This window comes from Mucilaginibacter sp. Mucisp73, from assembly GCF_059491465.1.
Genome location: NZ_CP168507.1, coordinates 1,317,720 through 1,343,448 on the forward strand (window position 1 = coordinate 1,317,720; position 25,729 = coordinate 1,343,448).

14 protein-coding genes are annotated in these 25,729 nt (G+C 41.9%); 8 read left to right on the forward strand and 6 right to left on the reverse strand.

Features of this window, described 5'->3' with window-relative positions:
- Nucleotides 1–45: 45 nt before the first annotated feature.
- From ACEN82_RS05740 to ACEN82_RS05765, 6 genes are all read left to right on the forward strand, one after another.
- Nucleotides 46–3,402, forward strand: a complete 3,357-nt coding sequence (locus tag ACEN82_RS05740; RefSeq protein WP_413318289.1) for a TonB-dependent receptor — start codon at nt 46–48, stop codon at nt 3,400–3,402.
- 47 nt (nt 3,403–3,449) lie between these two features.
- Nucleotides 3,450–5,285: a RagB/SusD family nutrient uptake outer membrane protein gene (locus ACEN82_RS05745; RefSeq protein ID WP_413318287.1), complete on the forward strand. Its 1,836-nt coding sequence runs from the start codon at nt 3,450–3,452 to the stop codon at nt 5,283–5,285.
- A 68-nt stretch (nt 5,286–5,353) separates the two neighbouring features.
- On the forward strand, nt 5,354–6,688 hold the full coding sequence (locus ACEN82_RS05750; RefSeq protein ID WP_413318285.1) for an IPT/TIG domain-containing protein: 1,335 nt from the start codon (nt 5,354–5,356) through the stop codon (nt 6,686–6,688).
- Nucleotides 6,689–6,902: 214 nt separating this feature from the next.
- On the forward strand, nt 6,903–8,456 hold the full coding sequence (locus tag ACEN82_RS05755; RefSeq protein WP_413318283.1) for a right-handed parallel beta-helix repeat-containing protein: 1,554 nt from the start codon (nt 6,903–6,905) through the stop codon (nt 8,454–8,456).
- Between the two features lie 26 nt (nt 8,457–8,482).
- Nucleotides 8,483–10,000 (forward strand): right-handed parallel beta-helix repeat-containing protein, encoded by a 1,518-nt coding sequence (locus ACEN82_RS05760; protein WP_413318281.1) that lies wholly within the window; start codon nt 8,483–8,485, stop codon nt 9,998–10,000.
- Nucleotides 10,001–10,033: 33 nt separating this feature from the next.
- Nucleotides 10,034–11,068, forward strand: coding sequence for a LacI family DNA-binding transcriptional regulator (locus ACEN82_RS05765; protein WP_413318279.1), 1,035 nt, complete (start codon nt 10,034–10,036; stop codon nt 11,066–11,068).
- Nucleotides 11,069–11,371: 303 nt separating this feature from the next.
- On the opposite strand, the gene ACEN82_RS05770 is transcribed toward ACEN82_RS05765, so the two are convergent.
- From ACEN82_RS05770 to ACEN82_RS05780, 3 genes are read right to left on the reverse strand one after another with little or no spacing between them, the layout of a single operon-like run.
- Complete coding sequence (locus tag ACEN82_RS05770) at nt 11,372–12,829, reverse strand: alpha-L-fucosidase (protein WP_413318277.1); 1,458 nt, start codon at nt 12,827–12,829, stop codon at nt 11,372–11,374.
- 17 nt (nt 12,830–12,846) lie between these two features.
- The gene (locus ACEN82_RS05775; protein ID WP_413318275.1) at nt 12,847–14,208 is read right to left on the reverse strand and encodes an alpha-L-fucosidase; all 1,362 of its coding nucleotides are present in this window, start codon (nt 14,206–14,208) and stop codon (nt 12,847–12,849) included.
- 55 nt (nt 14,209–14,263) lie between these two features.
- The gene (locus ACEN82_RS05780) at nt 14,264–16,396 is read right to left on the reverse strand and encodes an alpha-N-acetylglucosaminidase (protein ID WP_413318273.1); all 2,133 of its coding nucleotides are present in this window, start codon (nt 16,394–16,396) and stop codon (nt 14,264–14,266) included.
- Nucleotides 16,397–16,820: 424 nt separating this feature from the next.
- Between ACEN82_RS05780 and ACEN82_RS05785 the strand changes: the two genes are divergently transcribed.
- The gene (locus ACEN82_RS05785; RefSeq protein ID WP_413318271.1) at nt 16,821–19,367 is read left to right on the forward strand and encodes a glycosyl hydrolase 115 family protein; all 2,547 of its coding nucleotides are present in this window, start codon (nt 16,821–16,823) and stop codon (nt 19,365–19,367) included.
- A 273-nt stretch (nt 19,368–19,640) separates the two neighbouring features.
- Here the strand turns inward: ACEN82_RS05785 and ACEN82_RS05790 are convergent, their stop codons facing one another.
- Entirely contained in the window at nt 19,641–20,384 is a 744-nt protein-coding gene (locus ACEN82_RS05790; RefSeq protein ID WP_413318269.1) for a LytR/AlgR family response regulator transcription factor, read from the reverse strand.
- Entirely contained in the window at nt 20,381–21,367 is a 987-nt protein-coding gene (locus tag ACEN82_RS05795) for a sensor histidine kinase (RefSeq protein ID WP_413318267.1), read from the reverse strand. Before ACEN82_RS05795 ends, ACEN82_RS05790 begins: the two co-directional genes overlap by 4 nt.
- Nucleotides 21,368–21,771: 404 nt before the next feature.
- Here ACEN82_RS05795 and ACEN82_RS05800 point away from each other — a divergent pair, with 404 nt between their 5' ends.
- On the forward strand, nt 21,772–24,327 hold the full coding sequence (locus ACEN82_RS05800; protein WP_413318265.1) for a TonB-dependent receptor: 2,556 nt from the start codon (nt 21,772–21,774) through the stop codon (nt 24,325–24,327).
- Between the two features lie 293 nt (nt 24,328–24,620).
- On the opposite strand, the gene ACEN82_RS05805 is transcribed toward ACEN82_RS05800, so the two are convergent.
- Nucleotides 24,621–25,667 carry a DUF6807 domain-containing protein gene (locus ACEN82_RS05805; RefSeq protein ID WP_413318263.1) on the reverse strand — a complete coding sequence of 349 codons (1,047 nt, stop codon included), beginning with the start codon at nt 25,665–25,667 and terminating at the stop codon, nt 24,621–24,623.
- Nucleotides 25,668–25,729 lie beyond the last annotated feature (62 nt).

Consider the following 25,729-nt stretch of genomic DNA (forward strand, 5'->3'; position numbering starts at 1 on the left):
AGTTTATACACAATCCCCCGTATAAAAAATAAAGCACTGTTGATCATGAAATTATCGATCATATTGTTATTGGCAACAATACTTCAGGTAAGTGCTAAAAGCTATGCACAAAAAATCACATTGTCAGAGAAAAATGCCCCGTTAGAAAAAGTGCTTAAAGAAATAAGAGAGCAAAGCGGGTACGATTTTTTTTATAACTCAAAGCTGATTAAAGAAGCTAATCCGGTTAGTATCAATGTACGGAATACAGAATTGGAAGAGGTATTGAAACTGGCACTTTCGGGTCAGCCGTTTATCTATAGCATAGAAGAGAAAACAATAATTATAAAACCTAAGCCTGCGCCTGTTAAGCCCCCCGTTCAGGCTGTACCTACTATCAAAGTTTCAGGTGTTGTTACTGATTCAAAAGGGGTCACTTTACCCGGCGCAAGCGTACGTATCAAGGGGACTGATAAAGGTGTAATAACTGATAGCGAGGGTCGGTTTACCATTGAAGCTAATGATAACAGCACCCTTGTTATTTCATTTGCCGGTTTCATTGCCAAAGAAATTACGGTTACAGGAGCAACATCTTTCCTGACTGTTCAGTTACTTGACGATACCAAGGGTATAAATGAGGTGGTAGTAGTAGGCTATGGTAAACAAAAGAAGCTGACCATAACCGGGGCCGTTACTACGGTGAATGTTGCTGATATAACAACTCCAAACCGCTCTCTATCTAATGCCCTGGCAGGTAAGGTAGCCGGGGTTATATCGATGCAAAGAAGCGGGGAGCCGGGTTATGATAACGCATCATTTACCATCAGGGGTATTGGCACTTTTACAGGTAACTCAAACCCGCTTATTATTATAGACGGCGTGCAGCGGGATGACGTGAACAGTACTTATGGCGGAGCTTACAACAACATCGATCCAGAAGATATTCAAAGCATTTCCCTGTTAAAAGATGCATCGTCAACCGCTGTATATGGGGCCAAAGGTGCCAACGGGGTTTTAATTATTACCACTAAAAAAGGTGTTGCAGGTAAACCTAAAATTTCCTTTAAAACAGAAACATCCATGTCGGGCCTTACCAGGACCCCAAAAATGCTGGATGCCGTTTCATGGATGAGGTTGCATAACGAAGCAACTACAAATGATGGTAACCCTCCTGCATATTCTGAAGAAACTATCCAGAAAACGGCAAGCGGGTTAGACCCATACCTTTATCCCAATGTAAACTGGATAAAATCTGTATATAAGAATTGGGCCCCCGGCTATAATACCAACTTAAATGTAACCGGCGGTGCTTCGTCGGTAAGGTATTATGTTTCCGCTTCTTTTTATGACCAGGATGGAAGTTATAAAGTAACCAAACAAAATGGCTATAATCCCAACCTTAACTTTAAGCGGTATGACTTCAGGTCAAACCTTGATATCGATATCAGCAAAACCACTTTATTGACCATGAATCTGGATGCGATGCTGGTAAGCAGCCGTTATCCAGGTATCTCGGCAGGAAACATCTGGTATGAATCATATTTAACCCCACCTAACGCGTTCCCGATAAGATACCCCGATGGCAAATGGGCCGGTCCGTATAACAATGGCGGATCCAACCCGGTAAACGATATCCAAAACTCAGGTTATAACACCGAGTTTCGCCCTACTATCCAGTCTGTTTTTTCCATTAACCAGAAACTGGATGCAATTACCAGCGGCTTGAGCGCCATGGCCAGGTTCTCGTTCGATTCGTACAGCGAAAATGACAATGGCAGAACAGGTACCAATGATCTTTACTTAGCTACATCAAGAGATCCGCAGGGTAACCTGGTATTGGGTCAATCAAGGTACGGAAACCAGTTTTTGGGTTATACGCAGTATTCATCTGCCGAAAAAACCATGTACCTGGAAACCAATATTAATTATGATCAGTCCTTCGGCAAGCACCATGTGGGCGGATTGCTTCTATACAATATGCGATCGAGAGTCCAGAGCACCGCGGGTAGTGTTATTACCTCTATTCCTTATAACAATCAGAGTTTGGCCGGTAGGGCAACATATACTTACGCCGATAAATACCTGCTTGAATTTGATGCGGGCTATACCGGTTCAGAAAACTTTGAACCGGGCAAAAAGTTTGGCTTTTTCCCGGCTGTCTCTGCGGGTTGGGTAATTTCAAGGGAGCCTTTTTTCAAAGATTTTTCAAAAACGTTTAACCTGCTTAAAATAAGGGGTTCACATGGTCTCGTAGGTAACGATCAAATAGGATCTGATTACCGTATCACCAGGTTTCCTTATATCAATCAATATGGCGGTGGCGGCTCAGTGGGTTTAGGCCTTAACGGAACAATATATGGTGGTACTACCGAGACTGTTATAGGAGTGGAGAACCTGACATGGGAAAAAGCCAGGAAAGATAATATTGGACTGGAGATAGGGTTGTTCAATAAACTGAATATCACTGTTGATGCCTATAAAGAGAGGCGGACAAATATTTTAGTTCAACGCAGTTCTTTATCAGGGATACTGGGTGTAAGCGGGGCTGTATTTGCCAACTTGGGCGAAATGAATAACCACGGTATTGAGGGTAATATTGAATATAACGATAATATAGGTAAGGTAGGCTTGCGCCTTTATGGCAATTTCACTTACAATAATAATAAAATTGTACAGAAAGATGAGCCTAAACAATTATACGCCTATCAGCAGGCTACCGGTCGCAAATATGGCGATAACCTGATGTACGTTGCCGAAGGGTTATTTACCTCGCAGGAAGATGTTGATAAAAGCCCCACCCAGTTTGGCGCTGTGTTGAGGCCCGGCGATATCAAGTATAAAGATGTAAATGGCGATGGCGTGATCAACAGCTATGACAAGGTTTATACAGGTAAATCCGACATACCTACCATATTATACGGCGCAGGGTTTACGGTTGGTTATAAAAAGTTCGATCTTTCTCTTTTCTTCCAGGGAACCGGTAATGTAATTATTATGGCAAACGGTTCTTCTATAACTGGTGCAGGTGCACAAGGCGCGGGTATTGTACCGTTTACAGGCATGGGCACTTATCCATCGGGTATGCTAGCAAGCCTTGAGAACAGGTGGACAGTTGATAACCCAAGTCAGAATGTATACTATCCACGGTTAGGCATTGCTAATCAAAACAGCAATAATTATCAGCCCAGCACCTGGTGGTCAAAAGACGCGAGTTTTGTTCGTTTAAAACAGGCTACATTGGGTTATACTTATAAGCCCTCCTTTCTTACCCAGGCGGGTATTAACTCAGTCTACCTTTATTTAACGGGGCAAAACCTGCTAACATTCTCCAAATTCAAGCTTTGGGACCCTGAACTTGGCTCTAACGGGGCAGGCTATCCACCGGTACGAATACTTGCCTTAGGATTAAGGGTTGCGTTATAGAGATCGTGAATTTTAAATCAGTTTCAAAAGAATTTAAAGTGTGCCAAATGAAAAAAAACATACTAATAATGGTAGTTGGGATCTGCTTCCTGGGTGCCTGTTTATCGTCCTGTAATTACCTTAATAAAAAACCGGATAACCTGTTAACATCAGATCTGATCTGGAGCACCAGGGCTAATGCCGAATCTTATCTGTATAACATTTACGGCTACATTGTACAAACCGATGGGGGAGATTACAGCGCGATGGGCGCTAGTGACGAGTCGTCGGTATCCATTCCCGGCACCAATGTAAGGCAAATGGTTGTTGGCAACTGGAGCCCTGTAAATGCTTATTTTGATTATTGGGACAGGTATTACACTGGTATCCGGTCGTCTTTCATTTTTGAAGCCAATATTGATAAGGTTCCTGCTACCCAGCTAAGTGTCAGCCTGAAAAATCAATATAAAGCCGAAGCAAGGTTTTTGCGCGGGTGGTTTTACTGGCAGTTAATGAAGCAATATGGCCCTGTTGTAAAAGTAACGGAAACGTTAAGCTTAAATGATGACTTCAATAAGTACCCGAGAGCGTCTTTTGACGAATGCAAGGATTACGTTAACCAACTGATGGATCAGGCCGCTTCGGGTTTACCGGCGCAATGGCCTTCAACCAGCAATTACGGTCGGCCAACAAAAGGTGCCTGCCTTGCTGTAAAAGCTCAGCTGGCCTTATTGTCGGCAAGCCCATTATGGAATGGTAATCCATCGTTTGCTTCTTTTAAAAACCAGGATGGCACCCCGCTGGCACCCACAGTATTTGATGCCGGCAAATGGAAAATAGCTGCCGATGCAGCCAAGGCTGTAATTGATCTGAGTGCGTACAAGTTATTTACAAATCTGGATAATGGCGGAACCCAGTTTGATCCTTATCTGTCTGTCAGGGACCTTTTCTTAACAAACTGGAACAGTGAGATCATATTTTCAAGAAACTCCTGGAATTATTGGGGATATACCAAATGTGTGTCGCCGGGGCCGGGAGGATATAGCATGTACAATGCCACCCAAAATGTTGTGGACGCGTTTTATATGAATAACGGCCGAACCATTGATGACCCGCTTTCGGGATATACAGCCACAAATTTTGCTCAAAGTAATGGCGCAAAATATTGGGAACACAGCAAAGGGCAATGGAACATGTATGCCAATCGCGAACCGCGGTTTTATGCCTATATCCAGTATAATGGCCGGCCGGTATTGCCTGCGCCAACTGTTGATGATAAAAACTATTATTCATCGGCAGCGAATATTGACGGCACTGGCCGGGTTGAATTTTATTATAACGGTAAAGCCGGCGCAAAAGCCAGCGGCGCAAGTAATAACATTACCGGATATGATGTATTAAAAAATGTAAGTCCTGCCGATAATATAAGGATGGATGCCACCAACTACAGGCCGTTCATATTGATCAGGTACGCCGAGATATTGCTGGATTATGTAGAAGCCCTGAATGAATATGACCCTTCGAACCCTAATATCGTGCTTTATCTTGACCAGATCAGGACCAGGGCCGGCTTGCCTGGCATAGAGACCGTTTATCCGGGCGCTGTTGGAAACAAGGATTTAATGCGAAAATATATTTTAAGGGAACGCCAGGTAGAGCTTTGTTTTGAAAGCGACCGATACTTTACCCTTGTAAGAAGGCTATTGTTAGGTGCCGATGAAAATCAGACTATCTATGGCCTTAATGTCAATACTGACGATCAGGGCCTTGGATTTGCATTTACCGGGCTTTACAACAAAACGCTTTTTCAAAAAAGGGTATGGAACAATAAAATGTACCTGTTCCCAATATCCCAGTACCAATTGGACCGCGATAGGGCATTGGTACAAAACCCGGGTTGGTAATGCCGGCTCTTATTTACCCAACAGGGTGTAAAAGGTCTGGAAATAAATAATTAAACCGTATTATTCAAATGAAAACATTCATAAATATATTGGCAAAAGGCATCAATCAATACCTGCTTGCCGGGGCGCTTTTTATAATGATAGCTTTTATAAGCTGTAAAAAAGAAAAAGTTCCTGCACATGATCCTGCATCACCTATCAGTATCAGTACATTTATCCCGGCACAGGGTGGCGGTGGTACCGAAGTATTGATCTCCGGTACTAACTTTTCAACAGATACCTCGCAAATTTCGGTTACCCTGAATGGGTTTAAACTGAAGGTCATCGGTGCCAACACCAAACAAATGATGGTAGTGGTGCCTAAGAAAGCAGGTTCCGGGCCTATTGTTGTAACTATTGGAAAAGGAACCGCAACAAGCACCGATAATTTTACATATCAATATACCAGGACTGTCACCACGCTGGCAGGATCAGGTAAAGCCGGCTTTGCAAACGGTAAAGGAACAGATGCTATGTTTGATTTTAGCGGGCAAAGCTGGTACCGAAGCTGCGGAGTAACCGTTGATGATAACCTGAATGTTTATGTTGCCGATCCCGGAAATCATTGCATCAGGAAAATTGACACTGCGGGCAACGTATCTACACTCGCAGGTAATCCCCAGGTTTCGGGCTATGCTGATGGTAAGGGGAGCGCGGCAAATTTCTCCATACCTTATGATGTTGCCGTTGATGCCCAGGGAAATGTATATTCCGTTGATCCGGGAAATTATGACATCCGTAAAATAAGCCCCGATGGTACTGCAACCACCTGGGCCTGGGGCAGCCAATCGCCATGGAGTGTTGCTGTCGACAAAACAACGGGTTTTGTTTATTACTCCAGCTGCTCCAGCCCCGGAAACATCTACCAGGTATCAGCTCAGTGGACTACCAAACAGGTTATATCCGGCCTTAATTATCCTGCAGGAATCAAATTTGACAAAGCCGGTAACTTATATGTATCAGTTAACGGCGACCAGGTTATCAGAAAATTCAGTGCCGGCAACTGGAACGGTAGCATCATAGCAGGGCAACTTGGTGTTTCTGGTTATTTAAACGGAGCCGCTACGACTGCAAAATTTGCTTATCCATGGGGTATCGCGGTTGATAACAGCAATAATATTTATGTAGCAGGCAACGGAACATGGGACGGCGGTAGCTATAACCCCGATCAAAGTATCCGCCTTATACAGGCCAATACTTTTGATGTAAGCACCTTTGCCGGCAGCGGTACAGCAGGTTATGCTGACGCGATAGGAGGATCTGCGCTTTTCAGCGGGCCAACCGGTGTTGCTGTCGATAAGAATGGAACCGTATATGTTTTGGATAAAAACAACAACCGGATAAGAAAAATAGTTTCGGAATAATAACGATCCTTTTTAAAAATACTATAACAGTTTATTTTTCAACCCAGGCATATCCTTGTTGCCCGGGATAAATATGAGTAGTAGTTAATAATTGTTTGGGTTTATTTAAGGGTACTCCGTAGCAGAAACGTGTTTCTGCTACGGGCAGGTACTGCGCGGTTTTAAGTGCGAATAAACTTAAACAAAGGATAGCCCCACTTTTTGAATAAATTTAATGAAACATTATATAAATATCTTTTTAATACATGTTTTTGCTATTCAGGCTATGGCTTGCAGCAAAAAAACGGTAGGTAATGACCTAATAGTCTCAACCGGTAATACACATATCTACTATGTATCAGTTAACGGCTCTGATGCTAATTCGGGCAAAATCAATGCGCCGTTCCAAACCATCAATACAGCCATGGGCCATGCCTTGCCCGGTGATACCGTTATGGTTAGAGGCGGCAGCTATTATGATAAGGTGGTGTTTCCTAAATCGGGGGCAATGGATAAGTTGATCACATTGAAGGCTTACCCCGGTGAAAGGCCGATGATAGACGGGAGTAAAATAATTGTTTCGGGCTGGGTGCCGCTGGTTACACTGAGCAATGTAAGATATATAACATTGGATGGCTTTGATATCTGCAATCTCACGAGCTCAACTTTTAATACCGATCCTGAAGGGATCGCCATCAATGGCAATTCGCACGATATCACTATCAAAAACTGCAACATTTATAACATAAAGAACAACGCATCCCTGAACGACTGGCGAAGCGGACACGCTATACTGGCAATTGGTAACGGAACTACTGCCATTACTAACCTGGTTATTACGCATTGTACTGTACATGATACGCAGACCGGTACAAGTGAAAATGTAACGCTGGCCGGTAATATTGACGGCTTTGTTTTTAGCCATAATAAAGTATATGATACAGAAAACATCGGGATAATTGTTGCCGGTGGTGATGGTTTAAATCCCAAAGGAGATGTAGCTACCAACTATGCCCGCAATGGCGTGATAAGTGATAATATTTTTCACGATAATACCATGACCAGGACCCCGGAAACCTGGGGCCCCGACAGGTACGGTGCTATCTCCATTTATGTTTGCGGCGGTGCTAATACCATTATCGAAAGAAACATAGTATACAACAGCGACCGGGGGATAGGACTGGTAAGTGAAAGCAACGTGTATGCAACCAAAACCACCATCGTGCGAAATAATTTTGTATATAACTGCTATCGCACAGGTATATACATGGGCGATTATCTGAACTACACATCCGGCGGAACTAAAAACTGTTACATAATAAACAATACCTTATATCAGAATAACCGTGTACCGGGCGCTTTTGGCGAAATTGAAGGAGAGATCAGGCTTACGGAGCATTGCGACAATAACGTGATCAAAAATAACATAGTTTATGCAAGGCCCGTTGATGTATTTATTCATAAGTATACCACAACAGGCAGCAATAACATTATCGACAATAATTTATACTATACCACAGGCACTCCCCAATGGATCTGGAACAGTACTAACGGCGCACCATATACCGATTTAAATGCCTGGCGCGCAGCCAGCGGTAACGATGCCAATTCAACAAATGGGCAAGACCCTCTTTTGCTGAACACCTCGTCGCCCGATCTTCATATACAAGCGGCCTCTCCTGCAAAAAATACCGGAAATGTAATTTCTGCCGATATAAATGGCGCCACAGATATTGACGGAAATACCCGCATTGTAAATAATAAGATAAGTAAAGGCGCACAGCAGTAAGATGTTTAATTAAAAAAAGTATGCTTATGAAATGTAATGTCTATGTTTTTTTAATGCTTGGTTTTGCTATACAGGCATTTGGTTGCAGTAAAAAGAACGATTCCGGCGGTAATGTTACAATTACCGGGAGCGCTCATGTTTATTATGTAGCTGCCAACGGGTTAGAGTCAAATAAAGGAACAATTGACGCGCCTTTTCAAACTATCAATACCGCGCTTTCCCATACCATTCCCGGCGATACTGTAATGGTAAGGGGGGGAGTATATAGCGAAAAGGTTGTATTTCCCAAATCTGGCGTAATGGATAAGTATATCACGTTGAAAGCTTACCCTGGGGAAACACCTATAATTGACGGTAGTTCTTTTAGTGTTAACGGGAGGGAAGCCCTGATAACTATTGATAAGGCAAAGTATATAGTTGTAGATGGCTTTGAAATACGCAATCTTAAAACCGCAACCGGCGATCCCAAAGCTATTATGGTTGAAGGTGGATCCGACTATATTATTATAAAAAACAATACGGTATACGGTATTGATTATACTCAACTGCCGCTTAACGGGGGCGGTAACGCCATTTTAGTTATCGGAAACACTTCTGATCCGGTAACTAATATTACTGTTACAGGGAATACAATCCACGACTGTAAAACCGGGTACGGCGAAAATTTAACCATCAATGGCTATGTTGACGGTTTTACCATCACCAATAATACCATTTATAATGCTCAAAATATTGGGATAGATGCAGCAGGAGGCTATGCAGCAAATAGCGATCCAACGCTTAACTATGCCCGTAATGGTGTTATCAGCGGCAACACCCTCTATAACATTGAAAGCAAAAGAGGGCCGCTTGGCGGACATGGCGCCATAGGTATTTATGTAGATGGCGGCAGAAATGTGATAGTAGAGAAAAACAGGGTGTCTGTTACAGATAGGGGGATTGGCGCAGTGAGCGAAACCAATGGCTTCCCTACCGATCATGTTACCGTAAGGAATAACCTGGTATTTAACTGTTGGTGTTCTGGTATCTATATGGGTGGCTATTTAAACTATACAGGTGCCGGCACAAGTAACTCGGCTATTGTTAACAACACCCTGTATAACAATAACCAGGCATTAGGTGCCTTTGGCGAAATAGAAGGGGAGATAAGCATCAGGGAAGATTGCACGAATAACGTTATAAAAAATAACATCATTTATGGCGGGGCATCAGATATGTTTATTCATAAATATACCAACCGCGGATCGGGCAATATCATAGATTATAACCTGTATTACACCACAGGCCCCGCGCAGTGGACCTGGAACGGCGTGGCCTATACCGACTATAACTTATGGAAGGCAGCCTGCGGTGGAGACGCCAGTTCAACATATGGCACCGATCCTTTATTTGTCAATACATCCGGCCTTGATTTTCACCTGCAATCATCCTCAGTAGCAAAAAATAGCGGGCAGGTGATATCTGATGGCGTTAACGGGACGGTTGATTTTGATGGTAATACGCGTATCGTAAATAAGCAGATAAGTAAAGGGGCATATCAATAATCAATACCCATTGTTTTTAATCTTGATTACAAAATGGAAAAGATTCCCACAATTAAAGAGATAGCTAAACGCTTAAAAGTAAGCCCTTCAACAGTGTCGCGTGCTCTTCATGGTCATCCCAGCATTGGCCTTGTAACCACCATGCGGGTTAATAAGGTAGCAAGCGAACTAAATTATGAGCGAAATCAAACAGCTGTATTTTTTAAACAACGAAAAACATTAACTATTGGTGTAATTGTTCCGGATTTTTCTGACGCGTTTTTTTCTTCGGCCCTTAGTGGGATAGAAGATTACGCCAGCAAAAGGAATTATAACGTTTTTATTGGGCAATCGTTAGAAAACCCTGATAAGGAAAAACGTATCCTGGAAACAATGAAAACACATCGGTTAGACGGCATTATCATTTCGATAAGCAAAAATACCACGAATTATGAAGTGTTTGAACAATTGAAAAAATATAACATTCCTGTTGTGTTTTTTGACCGTATTCCTGGCATGGAAGATATTCATTACTCGGCTTGTAATCTCCAATCGGGAATGTTACAAGCCATTGATTGTTTAATAGAAAAAGGGCATCGTAGTATTGGGTTAATTAATGGTCCATCGCAACTGGCTGCAAGTAAAGAGCGCCTGGATGCTTACAAACAGGGGCTTGATAAATATCAGATAGCAGTAAATACTGACCTGATAGTCTCTTCGGATCTTTCGTCGGCGCAAAATACTTATGCTATGCGGCGGCTATTATCTTTAGCAGATAAACCTACAGCTATTATCACTTTTAACGATTATGTGGCACGCGATGCAATTAAGTTGTTGAAGAACTATAATCTGGCTTCCAATCACGATATTAGCTTTGTCAGTTTTGCAAATTCTCCTATTTGGAGTTTTATGGATAGTGCCCCAATGGCATCCATTGAACAATTCCCCCAAAAGCAGGGCATAAAAGCGGCCGAAATACTTTTTAAAATAATTGATGATCGCATTAGTGAAGCGTCGTTAACCCCGGTTTTCCATCATGCGGTATTTGATTCCAGTATGGTGTCTCATAGAGGGCGTACCAATGTATAGGATAAGGTTATGAAAGTCCGAATTTCGATTTGCATAAAGCATTAGCGGGTAATATTTATACAAAAAGGGGTTTACATATTTTTTAGAAATTGCACTTAATTTTTTGATTATTAAATATATATGTGGGTGTTAACCCCGAATTGTGTTAACCCTGTTAACCCCTCTTTTGTTAACAGAGTAAATCCAACTCAACACTATAATATATCGCTTAGTATCTGAAAAATTCAAAAAAAGCGAGGCTCATCATGCCGCCTCGTTTTTTTTGAATTTATAAGGTAGGGGTTGATAGGCTTGTTGTTTGTATTAATATTCCAATTCAAAAGTGTCACTATACTTTAATATGCTGCTCTTTTGTAAAGATTTGGGAATTTGAATGCTCAACTGCCCATTTTGATAGGCCCATTTTAACTTTTCAGCGTTGCCCAACAGGCTTACTTTTTTAATCCGTTTAATATTGTTTACAGGGAAACTTACCTCGGCCGGAAGGGTTACATTATCTTTTTCTGATAGCCAGAAGGCATATAATGTGTTTTTTGTTTTTGACCTTGTAAAATATATGTTCCCAACAGAATAAGGTATAACAGGTTCGGAAGCGTAAATTCCTTTTTCGTTAATTTTCATCCAATTCGCAATGTCCTGTAACCTTTGATAGGCAATCGGATTCCAGTCGCCATCCGGCCCGGGGGCTATATTAAGCAAGAGGTTACCTCCTCTTGAAACTATTTTTATCAGCGTTTGTACCAATTGGCGGCTGGGCTTAAATTCGTCATCAGGAACGTAACTCCAGTATTTGCCAATGGTCATACAGGTTTCCCATGGGTAGGATAGGGGCTTGTCTGGTACTTCCTGTTCGGGTGTAGTATAGTTTTCAAATTCGCCGGTCACTGTCCTGTCTACCATAATCAAACCTGGCTGATAGCTGCGGCCCATTTTTGCTATCCGGGCCATATCAATATCCTGGTTATAATGTTGCGGGTCGTTATCCTTTGTAACTGATGGCCGTACCCAGCCGCCATCGAGCCATAAAATATCTATTTTACCATAACCGGTCATTAACTCTTCAATTTGGTTGTAGATAAAATCTTTAAATTTTTGCCAGCGTTCAGGATATCGTTGCGGATCGTAATTTACATTATGATCTTTAGGAGGAAAGTAAGGCCACCAATAGTTTTCATTATGCCAGTCGGGTTTGGAAAAATATGCCCCGATCATAAAATTGTCTTTACGGAAGGCGTTAAATATTTCTTTGGTGACATTGCTTCGCGGATTTTTCGAAAACGGAGTTTTAGGGTCGGTAATTTTATAATCTGTTTGTTTAGTATCAAACATGCTAAAACCATCGTGATGTTTAGTGGTAAATACCACGTAATTCATCCCCGCAGCCTTGGCCGCTTTAACCCATTTTTCGGGGTTAAAATTGGCAGGGTTAAAGGTGGTTTGGAGGTTTTCGTATGCTTTTTTATAGGCGAAATAATCATTGCTATAGGGGCCGGTACGTGTAACCCAGTCATCAGGGCAAATAGTCCAGCTTTCGGCCACACCCCATTGGCTGTATGTTCCCCAGTGCATAAATAAACCAAACTTTTTGTCTTGCCAGCGGGCAAGTTTTTGCCGTACCAGCGAATCTTTAGGAAGCTGGTACGTATCTGACATTTTATGTTCGTTTTGTGCCAATGCCGCCTGGCTGCATCCTAAAATAAACAGGCAGGGTAAAAGTTTTCGGATCATGATGGTATAATACATTGATAGTTTTGCTTTCATAGGTAGATGAGCAAACATTAATTTAAAACCAATTCAATTACCGGTATCTCACTATCGGGCTTGGTTTCCGGTAGATTTAATATCAGGTCGTTACCTGTGTCTTTTGATTTGCTATCCTGTTGTATCTCCGACGCGTCATGTAAAAACTGAACGTATTTTACTTTATCCTTGTAGCCTGGTAAAGTAAGTGTTTTGCCGGGATATGCTAACAAATGCACGTATAAGCGCCGGGTATTTGCATTATAGGTAAGCAGGGTGTGCTCCGGGGCTACAAAGGTTTCCGGAGCTTCGGTACATCCATAAATGGAGCGGCTGTTATATTTCATCCAGGCTGCTATTCCGTCCAGCCTTTCGTTAGCACGTTTATCAAATAAACCGCGTGCAGTAGGGCCCACGTTAAGCAACAGGTTGCCTCTTTTGCTTACAGCCTCTATCAGCATGGTAATTAATTGCGTGGTGCTTTTCCAGCTGTTTTCATCCCGAAAATATCCCCAGGAACCAGAAAATGTTTGGCAGGTTTCCCAATAAGTTTTGTAATCGTTTTTTTTGACCCATTCAGATAAATTTACCTGTTCGGGTGTCAGGTAATCCCAACCATCCTGGTATTCATTTAAATCGAGGCGGTTATCAATTATAATATTGGGCTGTAGTTTTCTTATTTCTTTAACGAGTTCAACAGATCCCCAGTCTTTGGCCCCTTTTCCATGTTTGCCATTATCAGGGTACGAAAAATCGAGCCATAGCATATCAATTTTGCCGTAATTGGTAAGCAGTTCTTTAATTTGGTTATGCATGTAGGTGCGGTACCTGGCCACATCGCGGCCTTTGTTCAGCTTATCATAATCCTCATCTTTTTCGCTTGCCGGTTGCAGGGGGTGTAAAACATCAACGGTAAAGTCTGGGTGATGCCAATCCAACAGTGAATAATAAAAACCTATTTTTATACCCTCGGCTCTAAATGCATCAACAAATTCCTTTACAAGGTCTCTTTTAGCAGCGGTTTTAGTAGCCTTGTAGTCAGTATATTTTGAATCAAACAGGCAAAACCCCTCATGATGTTTAGTGGTAAGCACAGCATATTTCATCCCGGCTGCCTTAGCTTTCTTTGCCCACTCTTTGGGATTAAACAAATCCGGATTAAACTCATCAAAATAAGGCTGGTATTGCGCATCCGTCATGCGCTCCCATCTTTTTACCCATTCATGCCTTGCCGCCTGCGAATAAAGCCCCCAATGAATAAACATACCAAAGCGATCATTAGTCCACCAGGACATACGTTTGGCTTTTTGTTCGGGTGTTTCTGCTCCTATTTTCTTTTGGGCATATAAATGAGAAAATGCAATAAAAAACAATAAAATACCTGTTAACGTTTTTTTCATTTGGAGGATAGCTGACGTTAGTTTTAAGAAAGAGCGTTAAAAAAGGGCGATGTTTTTACATTGATAAAATTTCATCAACTACTTCCAGTAAAGGCCTTTGAGGCTTTTCAGGGTTTAGCTTTTGGTTGTCGTCCACCCATTTTCGTTCCCAGGAAAAGTAATCAGGTTCCTGAACGTTTTTACCTTGCAAATTGCTGCGCAGATAATCAAAATAAATCTCCCAGCGGGGCAAGTAATAGCTATCCATCAGGCCTGCCCACTCTTTATAAGCATACTCATGCAGATTGTCTTCGGTACGCACATTTTCGCCCCAATAGGTAATTTGCATTAATTCGTTTTTTAAATTGTTTGCTTTTTCTTCTGCAGTATTGCCGTTATCTATAGCTTGTTTGAGATAGGTGTTGAGCCTGAAATATTGATCGGTATTTAAGAGATCATCTGTCAGCCTTATCATATGCAGGAACTTTGCGCTGGCTGCGTTAAATGTTTGCAGATTCTTGCTGTTATAAGCAGCTACCATTTCATTAAATGTGAGTGTGCCTTTATTAGCCAGCAGTTGCCGCACCATATTGATGAGGTCTATTTTATAAGTAGCCGAATTTTTAAAAGCAGGCGCCGCTTTTGCAAATTCTTTTACCGCGTTCGCAAACGCGACTGTGTCATAATTCCGGGTGAGCGTACCCCAACTGGAAATTGATTTAACTTTAAGTGCAGGGCGCGCACAGAAAATAGATTCGCCGGCCCCTTCCTGGTAACCTGGAAGGCTTTGGTAAATCGTTTGTAAAAATCCCTGCCAGGCGTTACTTGCATGCCCATCGCTTTTACCATAACGATATTGGGCGTATTTATCGATCCAGTTCCGGGTATCCACATGTTCCTGGCGCCAGCCCAGTTCAAGCATCAGGTCATAATCAGGAGGGTTGTTATTGATACCCTCCGGCATAATCCCCACACCTCTAAGATAATTGCTGTAAGTGCTTTTACGGGCACGGTATACCTCATCGGCAAAGCGCTGCAGTTTACCGTATACACCCGGCCGTTCGCCAAAATTGTTAACGCTGCACCATATAAACGGTGTATTATCATAAGCCTTACGTTTTTCCCAGTTGTTGGTAAACTCACCAAAAAGCTCCTGTACTAATACTTTTGATTTATCGAGGCCATCAAGCATGGCCTGCTTGGGATTATCCTGCCAGCCCTGCAATACCCATGTTGAACCGGGGTAGTAATTTTGCATCGATGCCTGTATGGCAGTGCCTGCTTTTTTCAAATCAACACCTTCCGTTTTACCACCCTCATGAAAAGGGTCGCCGGCAAAAAAATGGATGTTCTTACCGTATAATTTTTGAATTTCGCTATAGTAGATGCCGCCAATGCGGCTAAACTCAGGATCAGTGGGGTCAAGTATATCAGGTCTTTTAAAAGCACCCCAGGTACCCTGATCAATAATATGTGCTTTACTTTTGTTTTTTAATGTGCTTGGCACCATGCCATAAAAACCTTGCAACACAGGTTGTATACCCAACTCCTGCATCCGCTTCATCATTTTCTGTTGAATCAGCTTCCTGTTGTCTATCTGGCTTTGCGGCATGGGACCTCCCCAGCCTTCAATATTTCCCATCAGCCACCATGCGGTATAAGCAGGCCCAACAATGAAACTGTTAATTTCATTTTCAGTGTATCCTATTTTCCTCAGCGTGTTTTGCCATACCGCTTCCATCCCTTCAACAGTAAGCATGGTGTTTACGCCATTCAGAGCCATCCAGTCAAGCTCCCGCTCCCAGTCGGGCCAGCTATAAAAGCTCATGGTGTAATTATAGGTGCAGTAATTTAACGCATAACGATACTTGGCCGCAGCTTGTATGGTTACTTTTTTGTTAACATTAGGAATAGGAAGCACGGGCGACATGTTATCACCCATGTGCGACATAGAGCGATGGCAGTAATATTTTAAATACCAGTTTATACCAACAGCTGCCGCATTGGCTCCTGAAGCATGGATAACCAGTTTATTCTTGATGGTTTGCAGTTCAACTATTTCTGAACTGGTGTTTTTTAAGGGTTCAAAAACGATATGGTTGCTTAACCACGGCGCGCGCCTTTTAACCAGTGCTTTTACAGGATCAAATTGTTGCGCTAAAAGCTGTATAGGCAATAATAAAAGTAGCAGACAGGTTGGTTTTCGCATAAAAATTTGTTGGTTTTTTCTGTTAATATGTCCGAAACTAACTAAAATTTAATGGAAAGATTATGCATAATTCTATGCCCTGGAGCCTTGAAACTTACGCAAACGTTTGTTACTGCAAAGACAAACGTTTGCGTAAATTTTCACTGTTTTTTATCAAATATAGAGCGGGCGAAATGCTAATCCTGCCTGGACACCCCCGATTGACATTAACAGCCTGGGCTATTTTATGATAGGGTGAAAAAATGTAACCGATATTACAGTTACCTATGGCTGCCGATAACTACGGCCTATAAAGGCCGCTGAAAAATAGAATAAAGGCGCTAAATTAGAGCAGAATTACGGATATTAATAACCTAACTAAACTGGTGGTTTAACTCACGAGTTCGGTTGATTTTTAATATGGTCACATGATACAATATTATAAATGTTAAAATCACTCTTGAATACCCGCATAAGTTATTATAAATATTATAACCGCAGTATATTAAAAGCAACACCGCTACTGTTACTGGTAACCTTAACAACAATAAGCGTTAGTGCTCAAAATTTGAGTGTGAAAACTGCTTTAGCCTCAAAATCAACAGATATTACAGTGGCCACTGCTCAAAAAAGTATAAGTTTAGCTATTGATAATTCTGATTACCAGGCGGTGAAACTTGCGGCTGGCTTTTTTGCTGACGATATAAAACAGGTTACCGGAACTTCGCCTGCTATTACTACTTTGCAACACCCCGCCGGTGAAATGATTATTGCCGGCACTATTGGTAAAAGCCCAGCTATTGATAGGTTGATAGCTGCACACAAGATCAAAGATATTAATAAAATTAAAGGCCGTTGGGAGGCCTCATTATGGCAAATAGTTAACAACCCCGCACCTGGTGTAAAAAAAGCGCTCATTATAGTTGGAAGCGATAGACGAGGGACAGTTTATGGACTCTTACAAATTTCAAGGAAAATAGGTGTATCGCCGTGGCATTGGTGGGCAGATGTTCCTACTGCTAAAAGAAAAACAGTTACGATCTCCGTACCTAAACCAACTTGGGATGAACCGGCAGTTAAATATCGCGGTATTTTTATTAATGATGAAGACTGGGGAATAAATCAATGGGCGAGGAAAAACTTTGAAAAGGATTTTGCACACGGCATTGGCCCCAAAACATATGAAAAATTATTTGAATTGATGTTGCGTTTGCGGCTCAACTATATTTGGCCTGCTATGCATGAAGTGTCTAAAGAATTTGGCGATACTCCCGAGAATGTAGCTTTGGCCGATCATTATGGTATTGTTGCAGGTTCATCACATTGCGAACCGATGCTGTATAATAACGTGCATTGGAACGAGAGACTTAAAGGTGTCTGGAACTATAGCACTAATCCTGATAGTATTTATAAATACTGGAAAGAAACTGCTACGGACAGAAAAGACAAAGAAGCAGTTTGGACAATGGGTATACGCGGTATACATGATCGTGGTATGGAATCACCTCCGTCAGGTATACCTGAAAGGATAACCCTTTTAGAAAAGGTATTTAAAGACCAGCGAGATCTTATTAATCAATACGTCAATAAACAATGGGGGGCTGTTGCTCAATGTTTTGTTCCTTATAAAGAGGTATTGCCTGTGTATGATGCCGGCTTGAAAGTACCTGATGATGTAACTCTGATTTGGGTAGATGACAATTTTGGATACATTCGCCGCTTATCGAATCCAACCGAAAGGAAGCGGTCTGGCGGTAGCGGATTATACTGGCACTTATCTTACTACGGTGGTCCTCATTCGTATACCTGGATCAATTCTACCGCCCCGGCATTGATGTGGGAAGAGTTTCATAAGGCCTGGGAAAATCAGGCCCGGACGATGTGGGTGATTAACGTAGGTGATGTTAAACCGATGGAATTGGGGATCGACTATTTTTCACGCTTATCATGGAACCCGGAAAGTCAACAGGCGGATGCACAACCCCAATTTTTAAAAACATTTCTCACAGAACATTTTAATGAAAATGTAACTACGCTTAACGACTTGCTTACAGAATTTTATCGTTTAGGCACAGTACGAAAACCTGAATTAATGAATCGTGATTGGGCTATTTCTTTGTCAGATAAAGAAGCTATGCAATTGCAAGCTGATTATCAGAAATTATTAAATCTTGAAACTTCCGTAGCAAAGTCTGTACCCTTAAATAAGCAGGATCCTTACACAGAAATGATTGGTTTTCCGGCCCGTATCATGGCAGAAACCGGACTTATATTTATGCATGACAGGGCAATTGTTTATGGTGCAAATCAATCTGCCCATCAGGTTGAGATAGATCGCCTTACAGCGGCTTTGGAATCCGAAGTTAATAATTACAATAATAAAATAGCAGGGGGGAAATGGCAATATATGATGCCGGGAACAATAACCGGTCAAAATCTTCTATCATGGAATAGCCAGGTAGCATGGCCATGGGCCGAAACCAGGAAACCGGATACCACCAAAAAAGCAATTCAGGCGGATATAACAAGAAACGCTTCATCTGCCGATGAACAAACCACAGCTGGAACCGCAAAATGGTCGGTTATACCAGGATTGGGCAATAGCGGCCGGGCTATGGCATTGACACCGGTTAACCTTAATTTATCATGGAGACCTGGTGATGTAAAAGCTCCAACATTGAATTACAATTTTAAAACTGATGGTAATTCAGCAAAGGTGAGGATTGATTTTATGCCAACTTTCAGAATTTATCCGGGTATGCAATTAAGGGTAGCCATTTTTGTTGATAATAAATTTATTTCAACAACAGAAGTGCCGGGGTCAAATGGCAAGGAAGATGAGAATGGACCTAACCGTAACCAGGGTATTAGAAATAATTACGTTAGTGCATTAATAGATTTACCATCATTAACCACCGGTACACACAAATTATCTATCAGGGCTATCGACCCTGGCGTAGTAATTGATAAAATTTCATTTTATAAAAATTAGCGTCCTTAACTTTTTTATTTATTCCCAAAGCCGACGGTCCCAAAAGAAAAGACATATTCGGGAAACCGTTCCTGAGGAAATCAGCAGGTGATTGCTGCGTGTGCTTCTTAAAGTATTTCACAAAGTACGATGGGCGTCTACGATCCATGCAAAACTCCATTCCTTTATGGCAGGATCTGTAAAGTTTGTATTGGAACATGCAGAGCCGTTTTGGAGAAACGAGGGTTATGCCAGCTCATGAATATTTAACCCCTGATGAACAACAAATGATGATCAAGACCAATCTTTCAGGAATGAGGCAAAAACTTCTTTATATTGTTCTGTTACAGGTATCGTAGTATTTGTAATCTGGACAGAGTTTTTAGTGACGGATTTGACTGCTTCTTTGGATACGATAAATGAGCGGTGGATTCGTAGGAAAATACTGGCCGGGAGTTTCTCTTCAAGGTTTTTCAGGCTTGTGAGGGTCAATAAGGGTTTATCCTGGTTCGCCAGGAAAATCTTTACATAATCTTTAAGTCCTTCGATATAAAGGATGTCTGCTATGTTAACTTTTACCAGCTGATAATCGACCTTAAGATAAATATAGTTCTTTTCAACAGGCGTTCCGGGAGTTATATTATTTTGAGCGCTTTCCAAAATCTCAAAATAATCATATGCTTTAGCAGCCGCCTTTGAAAAATCAACAAAACTAAACGGTTTCAATAAGTAATCTAACGCGTTCACCTTAAAGCCCTCTAAAGCATATTGATCATAAGCCGTTGTAAATATAACGCGCGGACCTTTTTTCTTTCCGGTTTGCTCTATGATCCTTGCCAGCTCAACACCACTTAGGTCGGCCATCCGAATGTCTAAAAATATCAATTGAAGGCCGGGTTGTTGATGAATAGCTTTCAGCGCTTCGATAGCGTTGCCGAACCTACCCTGTAAATTTAAAAACGGGGTTTGTTCAATGTACGAAGTAATTAGCTTTAAAGCTATCGGTTCGTCGTCTACAGCTATGCAGTCAATTTTCATTTGAATCGGAAAGTTAAATTTACAATGAATTCCCTGATATTGGAGTCGCGGTCAACCGATAATGTGTAGCGCCCGGGATATAGCAGGTCGAGCCTTCTTTTCGTATTGACAATACCGATGCCATTACTATCTTCCAACTGAGCCGTTTGTTCTTCAAAAAGGGAATTCCTGATCTCCAGCTTCAACTCTTCGGCAGATTGGCTGACCTCCATATAAATGTAACTTGGGTGTACACCGCTGATGCCATGCTTAAAGGCATTTTCAACAAATGGCAGGAAAAGCATGGGGGCTATTTCATGATTTTTTAGGTTGACCTGTTTTTCAAAAATGATCTGTACATCATCGCTCAGTCTCAGCTTCATCAGCTTGATATAGTCCTCAATAAATTTGATCTCCTTTTCCAGGTCGGTCAGATCGTTCTTGGTTTCATAAATAACATAACGCATCATATGCGAAAGCGTGTAAACCGCATCTTTAGACGCCACAGGGTTGCTATCGGCGAGTGCATAAATGGTATGCAGGATATTAAAAAAGAAGTGCGGATTGATCTGCGCTTTTAAAAAAGAAAGCTCTGAGCTGATTTTTTCCTGTTCGGTAGCACGGAAGGCTTCCTGGTCGGCCTTGATCTTCCGGGAGACCGCGATGATTGTGCTCACTCCGAGTAAAACAAGTGCAGTTATGATAGTCCAATAATTATAAACATGGTTATCGTCAGATGATTTTTTAGCCGGGTTTTTGTAAACTTTGGTAAATACAGCCTTCCAGCCGGTTATTTCATCTAACCAATTGTTTAAGTATACAACGGAGATGAGAATCGCTATCATCAAAAGAACAAATAATACAGCCTTGTTTTTGTAAATCAATTGGGGTGTAAAGTACAGCAGGTTGGCATAGAATAACGTTGCCCATACCAAATGTATCAATACCTGTTTGATCCAAAATTCACCGGGGAGTTTTAAGGGCCAGGATAATGGGAATAACATTAACGCTAATAAACAGGCCACTATATAAAAGTGAACTGAAAAAAAGATCTTCTTTAAGCCTGAAAAAGCCATATCACGAATTTTACCATAAAAATAGCGGAAAAAAAGTGCGTTTTGTTTCTCAGGCAAAACGCACCATACTGTATCAAATACAGTAATCAACTAAATCCCATCTCACCGGGATGCTGCAAATGACAAAATGTTTTTTTATTTTTTTTAAGGAATAGATGGTTTACAGGAATTAATAGACAGAATGACGACTTTGATCTATAGCTTATATTGAAAATTCCTCAATCACAAAGCCATAGACTCTAACGTTCGTTTGGTCTATTATTAAGGCCGATCCGTCTATTCTGCAGATTTTGATCAATGTATTTACTTTGTTTTGCTTCAAAATCTCGAATATGGGAACTGAAAATTACAAGTTCAACTTAAAAAATACAACGAGCCTGCGGGCATTGAAACTGATAACCTGGTTTTTATTGGCAGCAGGGGCCGTGCAAGCCCAACAGCCCGCAGGCCCGCCATCAGGTGCCTCTTTGGGTAATGGAACTATCTTCGGAACCGTAATAGACTCCCTGACTAAAAAGCCGCTGGACTATTCGACAGTAAGCTTATTTAAAGCAGGTACAACTGCTCCAGTGAACGGTAGCCTGACAGATCAGAAAGGTAGTTTCAAAATCACTGGTGTGGCGCCGGGAACTTATCGCATCCAAATCGCTTTTATAGGTTACTCCACCAAAACAATTGACGGCGTTGTTTTAACGGGAGCCAAAACCGACAGAAACCTTGGGCAGGTTATCGTTTCGCCAAGCGCTAAGATGCTGGCTGATGTTCAGGTTACCGGGCAAAGAGCCCTGGTGGAAAACCACATTGACAAATTAGTTTTTAATGCAGAAAAAGATGTAACCAGTGCCGGCGGCAATGCTTCTGATATCCTGCGCAAAGTGCCCATGGTTTCGGTTGACATGGACGGGAATGTTTCCCTGCGCGGAAATCAGAACGTACGGATACTGATCAATGGCAAGCCTTCAGGAGCGTTGGTAACCAACGCGGGCGACGTTTTGAAATCCATGCCTTCCGATCAGATCAAGAATATTGAAGTGATAACGGCGCCCTCGGCTAAATATGATGCGGAAGGTTCGGCCGGCATCATCAATATTATTACCAAGAAGAAGGAGGTTGCCGGTGTAAGCGGCTCCATCAATATGGGTATAGGCACCCGTCAAAACAATGAGAGCGGAAATATCAATTTCAACAAAAATAAATTAAGCATTACAGCTAACCTTGGTTATAACGTTGGATGGCCGCAAACCACCTATCAATCCTTTAACAGTCAAAATACCGAACTGGGTACATCATCCTCGTCAAACGGGCAAAGTACATCAAATCGTCATTTTACCAATGGCTCGGCATCTTTGGGATATGATTTTAATGATCAAAACACGTTTAACTCTACTTTCAGCCTAAGGGGAGGGGCATTTAAAAATAAAGGTAACTCGGTAAATAGCAATAATTCTGCATCAGAGGGAAATATCGATTATACAGCTTTAACAAGCAACGAATTCAAAGTCTCCAACTTTGACTGGAATAACGATTTTACCCATAAGTTTAAAAAGGAAGGTGAAGAATTAAGCTTTGCTTTTCAATGGACACATGGTACATCAGATGTAAACTATCTGTCAGAATATTCTGCTTTTACCCAAAACCAGCGTGCGGTTAATAACGGTACCAATAACGAGTATACTTACCAGCTGGATTACGTACTACCAATCAGCAGGGTATTTAAGCTGGAAACAGGTGCGAAAAGTATTTTAAGGAGGATCTCCAGCGAATACGATTTTTTCAATCCAGATGGTTCAGGCGCGTACGTATTTAATACGGCCACATCCAACACCTATAGTTACGACCAGGACGTGTACTCAGGCTACGGCTTGCTTACTGCAAATTTGAAAGATGGTTTTACTGTACAGGCAGGTGCCCGGTTAGAGAATACAAAAATTAATGGAAATTCGGGTAATGTCAGTGCGGGCCTGGCACCTTTTGATAATACCTATACCAATTTTATTCCAAGCTTTGTGATTTCAAAGGCTTTAACGCCTACCCAAACGCTGAAACTAAGCTATAGTAAGCGTATCCAGCGGCCGAGCCTGCAATATTTAAACCCGTTTCTGAATACCAGCAACCCTCTCAACCAAACGCAGGGTAACCCGGAATTGTCGCCAGAAATTACGCAGACCGTGGAAATGACTTATTCTACCTTCATCAAAAGCAGTGTGATCAATGCCTCCGTCTATTATAGGAAGACCGATGATATTATTGAAAGCTACGTGCGTACAGTGCCTTACACCACGGTGGATAATAACGGGAACCCGGTTACCAGGGATGTTTCCCTCACCAATTACCTTAACGTGGGTAACAATAATTCCGTTGGTGTAACCTTCTTTGGCTCAACAGAATTGTTCAAGGTACTAACCATACGGGGCAACGTTAATGCATTTACCTATAAACCGCAGGTGATCAGTAGCCTACAGCAAGCAAGCCAGTCTACCTATGTTCAGTACAATGCCTTCATTAGCGGAACTGTAAAAATAAACAAGGCTTTGTCTGCCGAAACTTTTTTGATCCAGAACTCGGCAAGGAGAACTTTCCAGGGAACAAACCCATCTTTCAATTTATGGGTGATAGGTTTGAAGCAGGATGTTTGGAAAAAACGCGGAACTATTGGTTTGAACATTACGCAGCCATTTAAGGATTATAAAGACTTTACCTCCAATATCAATAGCGGCCCGCTTAGTCAAAGCAGCAGGTTCTCAGTGCCGTTCAGATCTTTTGGCGTTAGCTTTGCCTATAACTTCGGTAAAATGAATTTTGGTCCGCAGATGCCTAAGAAGAAACGAGGCGTTAACAATGATGATTTAAAACAGGGCGACAGCAATGGGCAAGGGGCGCAAAATTGATAGACAATATTGAGGATGAATTTTTGAGTAATTCCCTTATCACGGTAAAATGATGGCTATATGGGCTATATCTAACGAACTAATCCAGGTAACGACAAACAATCTGACTGAAAAAATATTCAAAAAACAGGAAAGGTACTACTGGTAGAGATTAAAATGGAAAAGCAACACCCCATAATTACCTGAACCTTGCGCAGGGCTCGGCGGGAAATGACATACCTGCCGGGATATTTAGAAATGATAAAAAGTAATCCTGATAAATATCCCGGACTGGTTTGTTTGATATGGTGATGCTATTTAAATGACTTAAAAGCCTCCGCAGCCTGGTTTAATTGCGCTGCGCTATTAGTTTGCGGGCCATTGTGTATGATGATCCGATACCTGAATGTTACCGATTCGCCTTTCTTTAAAGTAAGGTTCTTTTCAGATTTGCCGTTGGTAAACACCTTTTCGCCCAGCGGATTGGCTGCAAACAGGCCGTAGCCACGGGCATGCCAAAAAGTAGGATAATTAGGGTTTTGAGGATGATCGATAATGGTAACGCCTACCGAATCGGTTCCAATTTTACCATATACCTTGCACCATACGCCGCGGGTGCTCCATGCGTCGTTACCTGTTTTGCCCTCACTGGTGAGGTAAGTACCGTTGGCAATTTTATCGGTACCACCTTTTACTATGGTAACATTACCCTTATCGTCAGTAAATTTCTGGTCGGCAAGGTCAGGGATTTGCAGCTCATGGGCCAGACGCAGGCCAAGCATGCCATCTTTGGCATCTTTAAAAAGAGCGTCCTTATCCGCAGTAAGCGTAGTTACACGGTCAATGATCCGTTCCCGGGCATTTCCGCTAAATTCAAAGCGGGTTTGCTCTTCCAGTATTACTTGTTTTTGCTGATCTGTCCAGTTTGCATGATAGGCTAATATGCCTTTTGTCCCATCTTTTGTTTCCAAAATTTTGTCGGTGCGGATCCAGCCATAACTGCTCTTTTTAGCCGCAGGTATGGCATAGGAGTTATTCCAGAAATCCAGACCGTTCAGGTTTTCAAAGTTAAACCATAACCCTATGTGATGCGGGTGATCTGTAGGGTCGTCGGGTCGTGGGGCCAGCGGAAAGCCGCGGGTTACCAATGTGCCGTTTGCCGACCGCAAAGGATAAAGAACAGGTTTTTCTAAACTGTCCGGATACAGAAAACTGGTAAAGGGTTTTCCACCTATCAGGATATCTATTTTATTATTTGTTGTTTTTACCAGCCTTACCGGTTCGGCTTTTTGAGCGTGCACTACAGGAAACAATAGCATATTTGCGGCAACGGCAAGTCCCAGTTTTTTTATGATCTTCATTGCTTGATGTAAGGTTAAAAAGGCTGTGCGCTGATGGCAAGGCACAGTCGATGTCAATAATG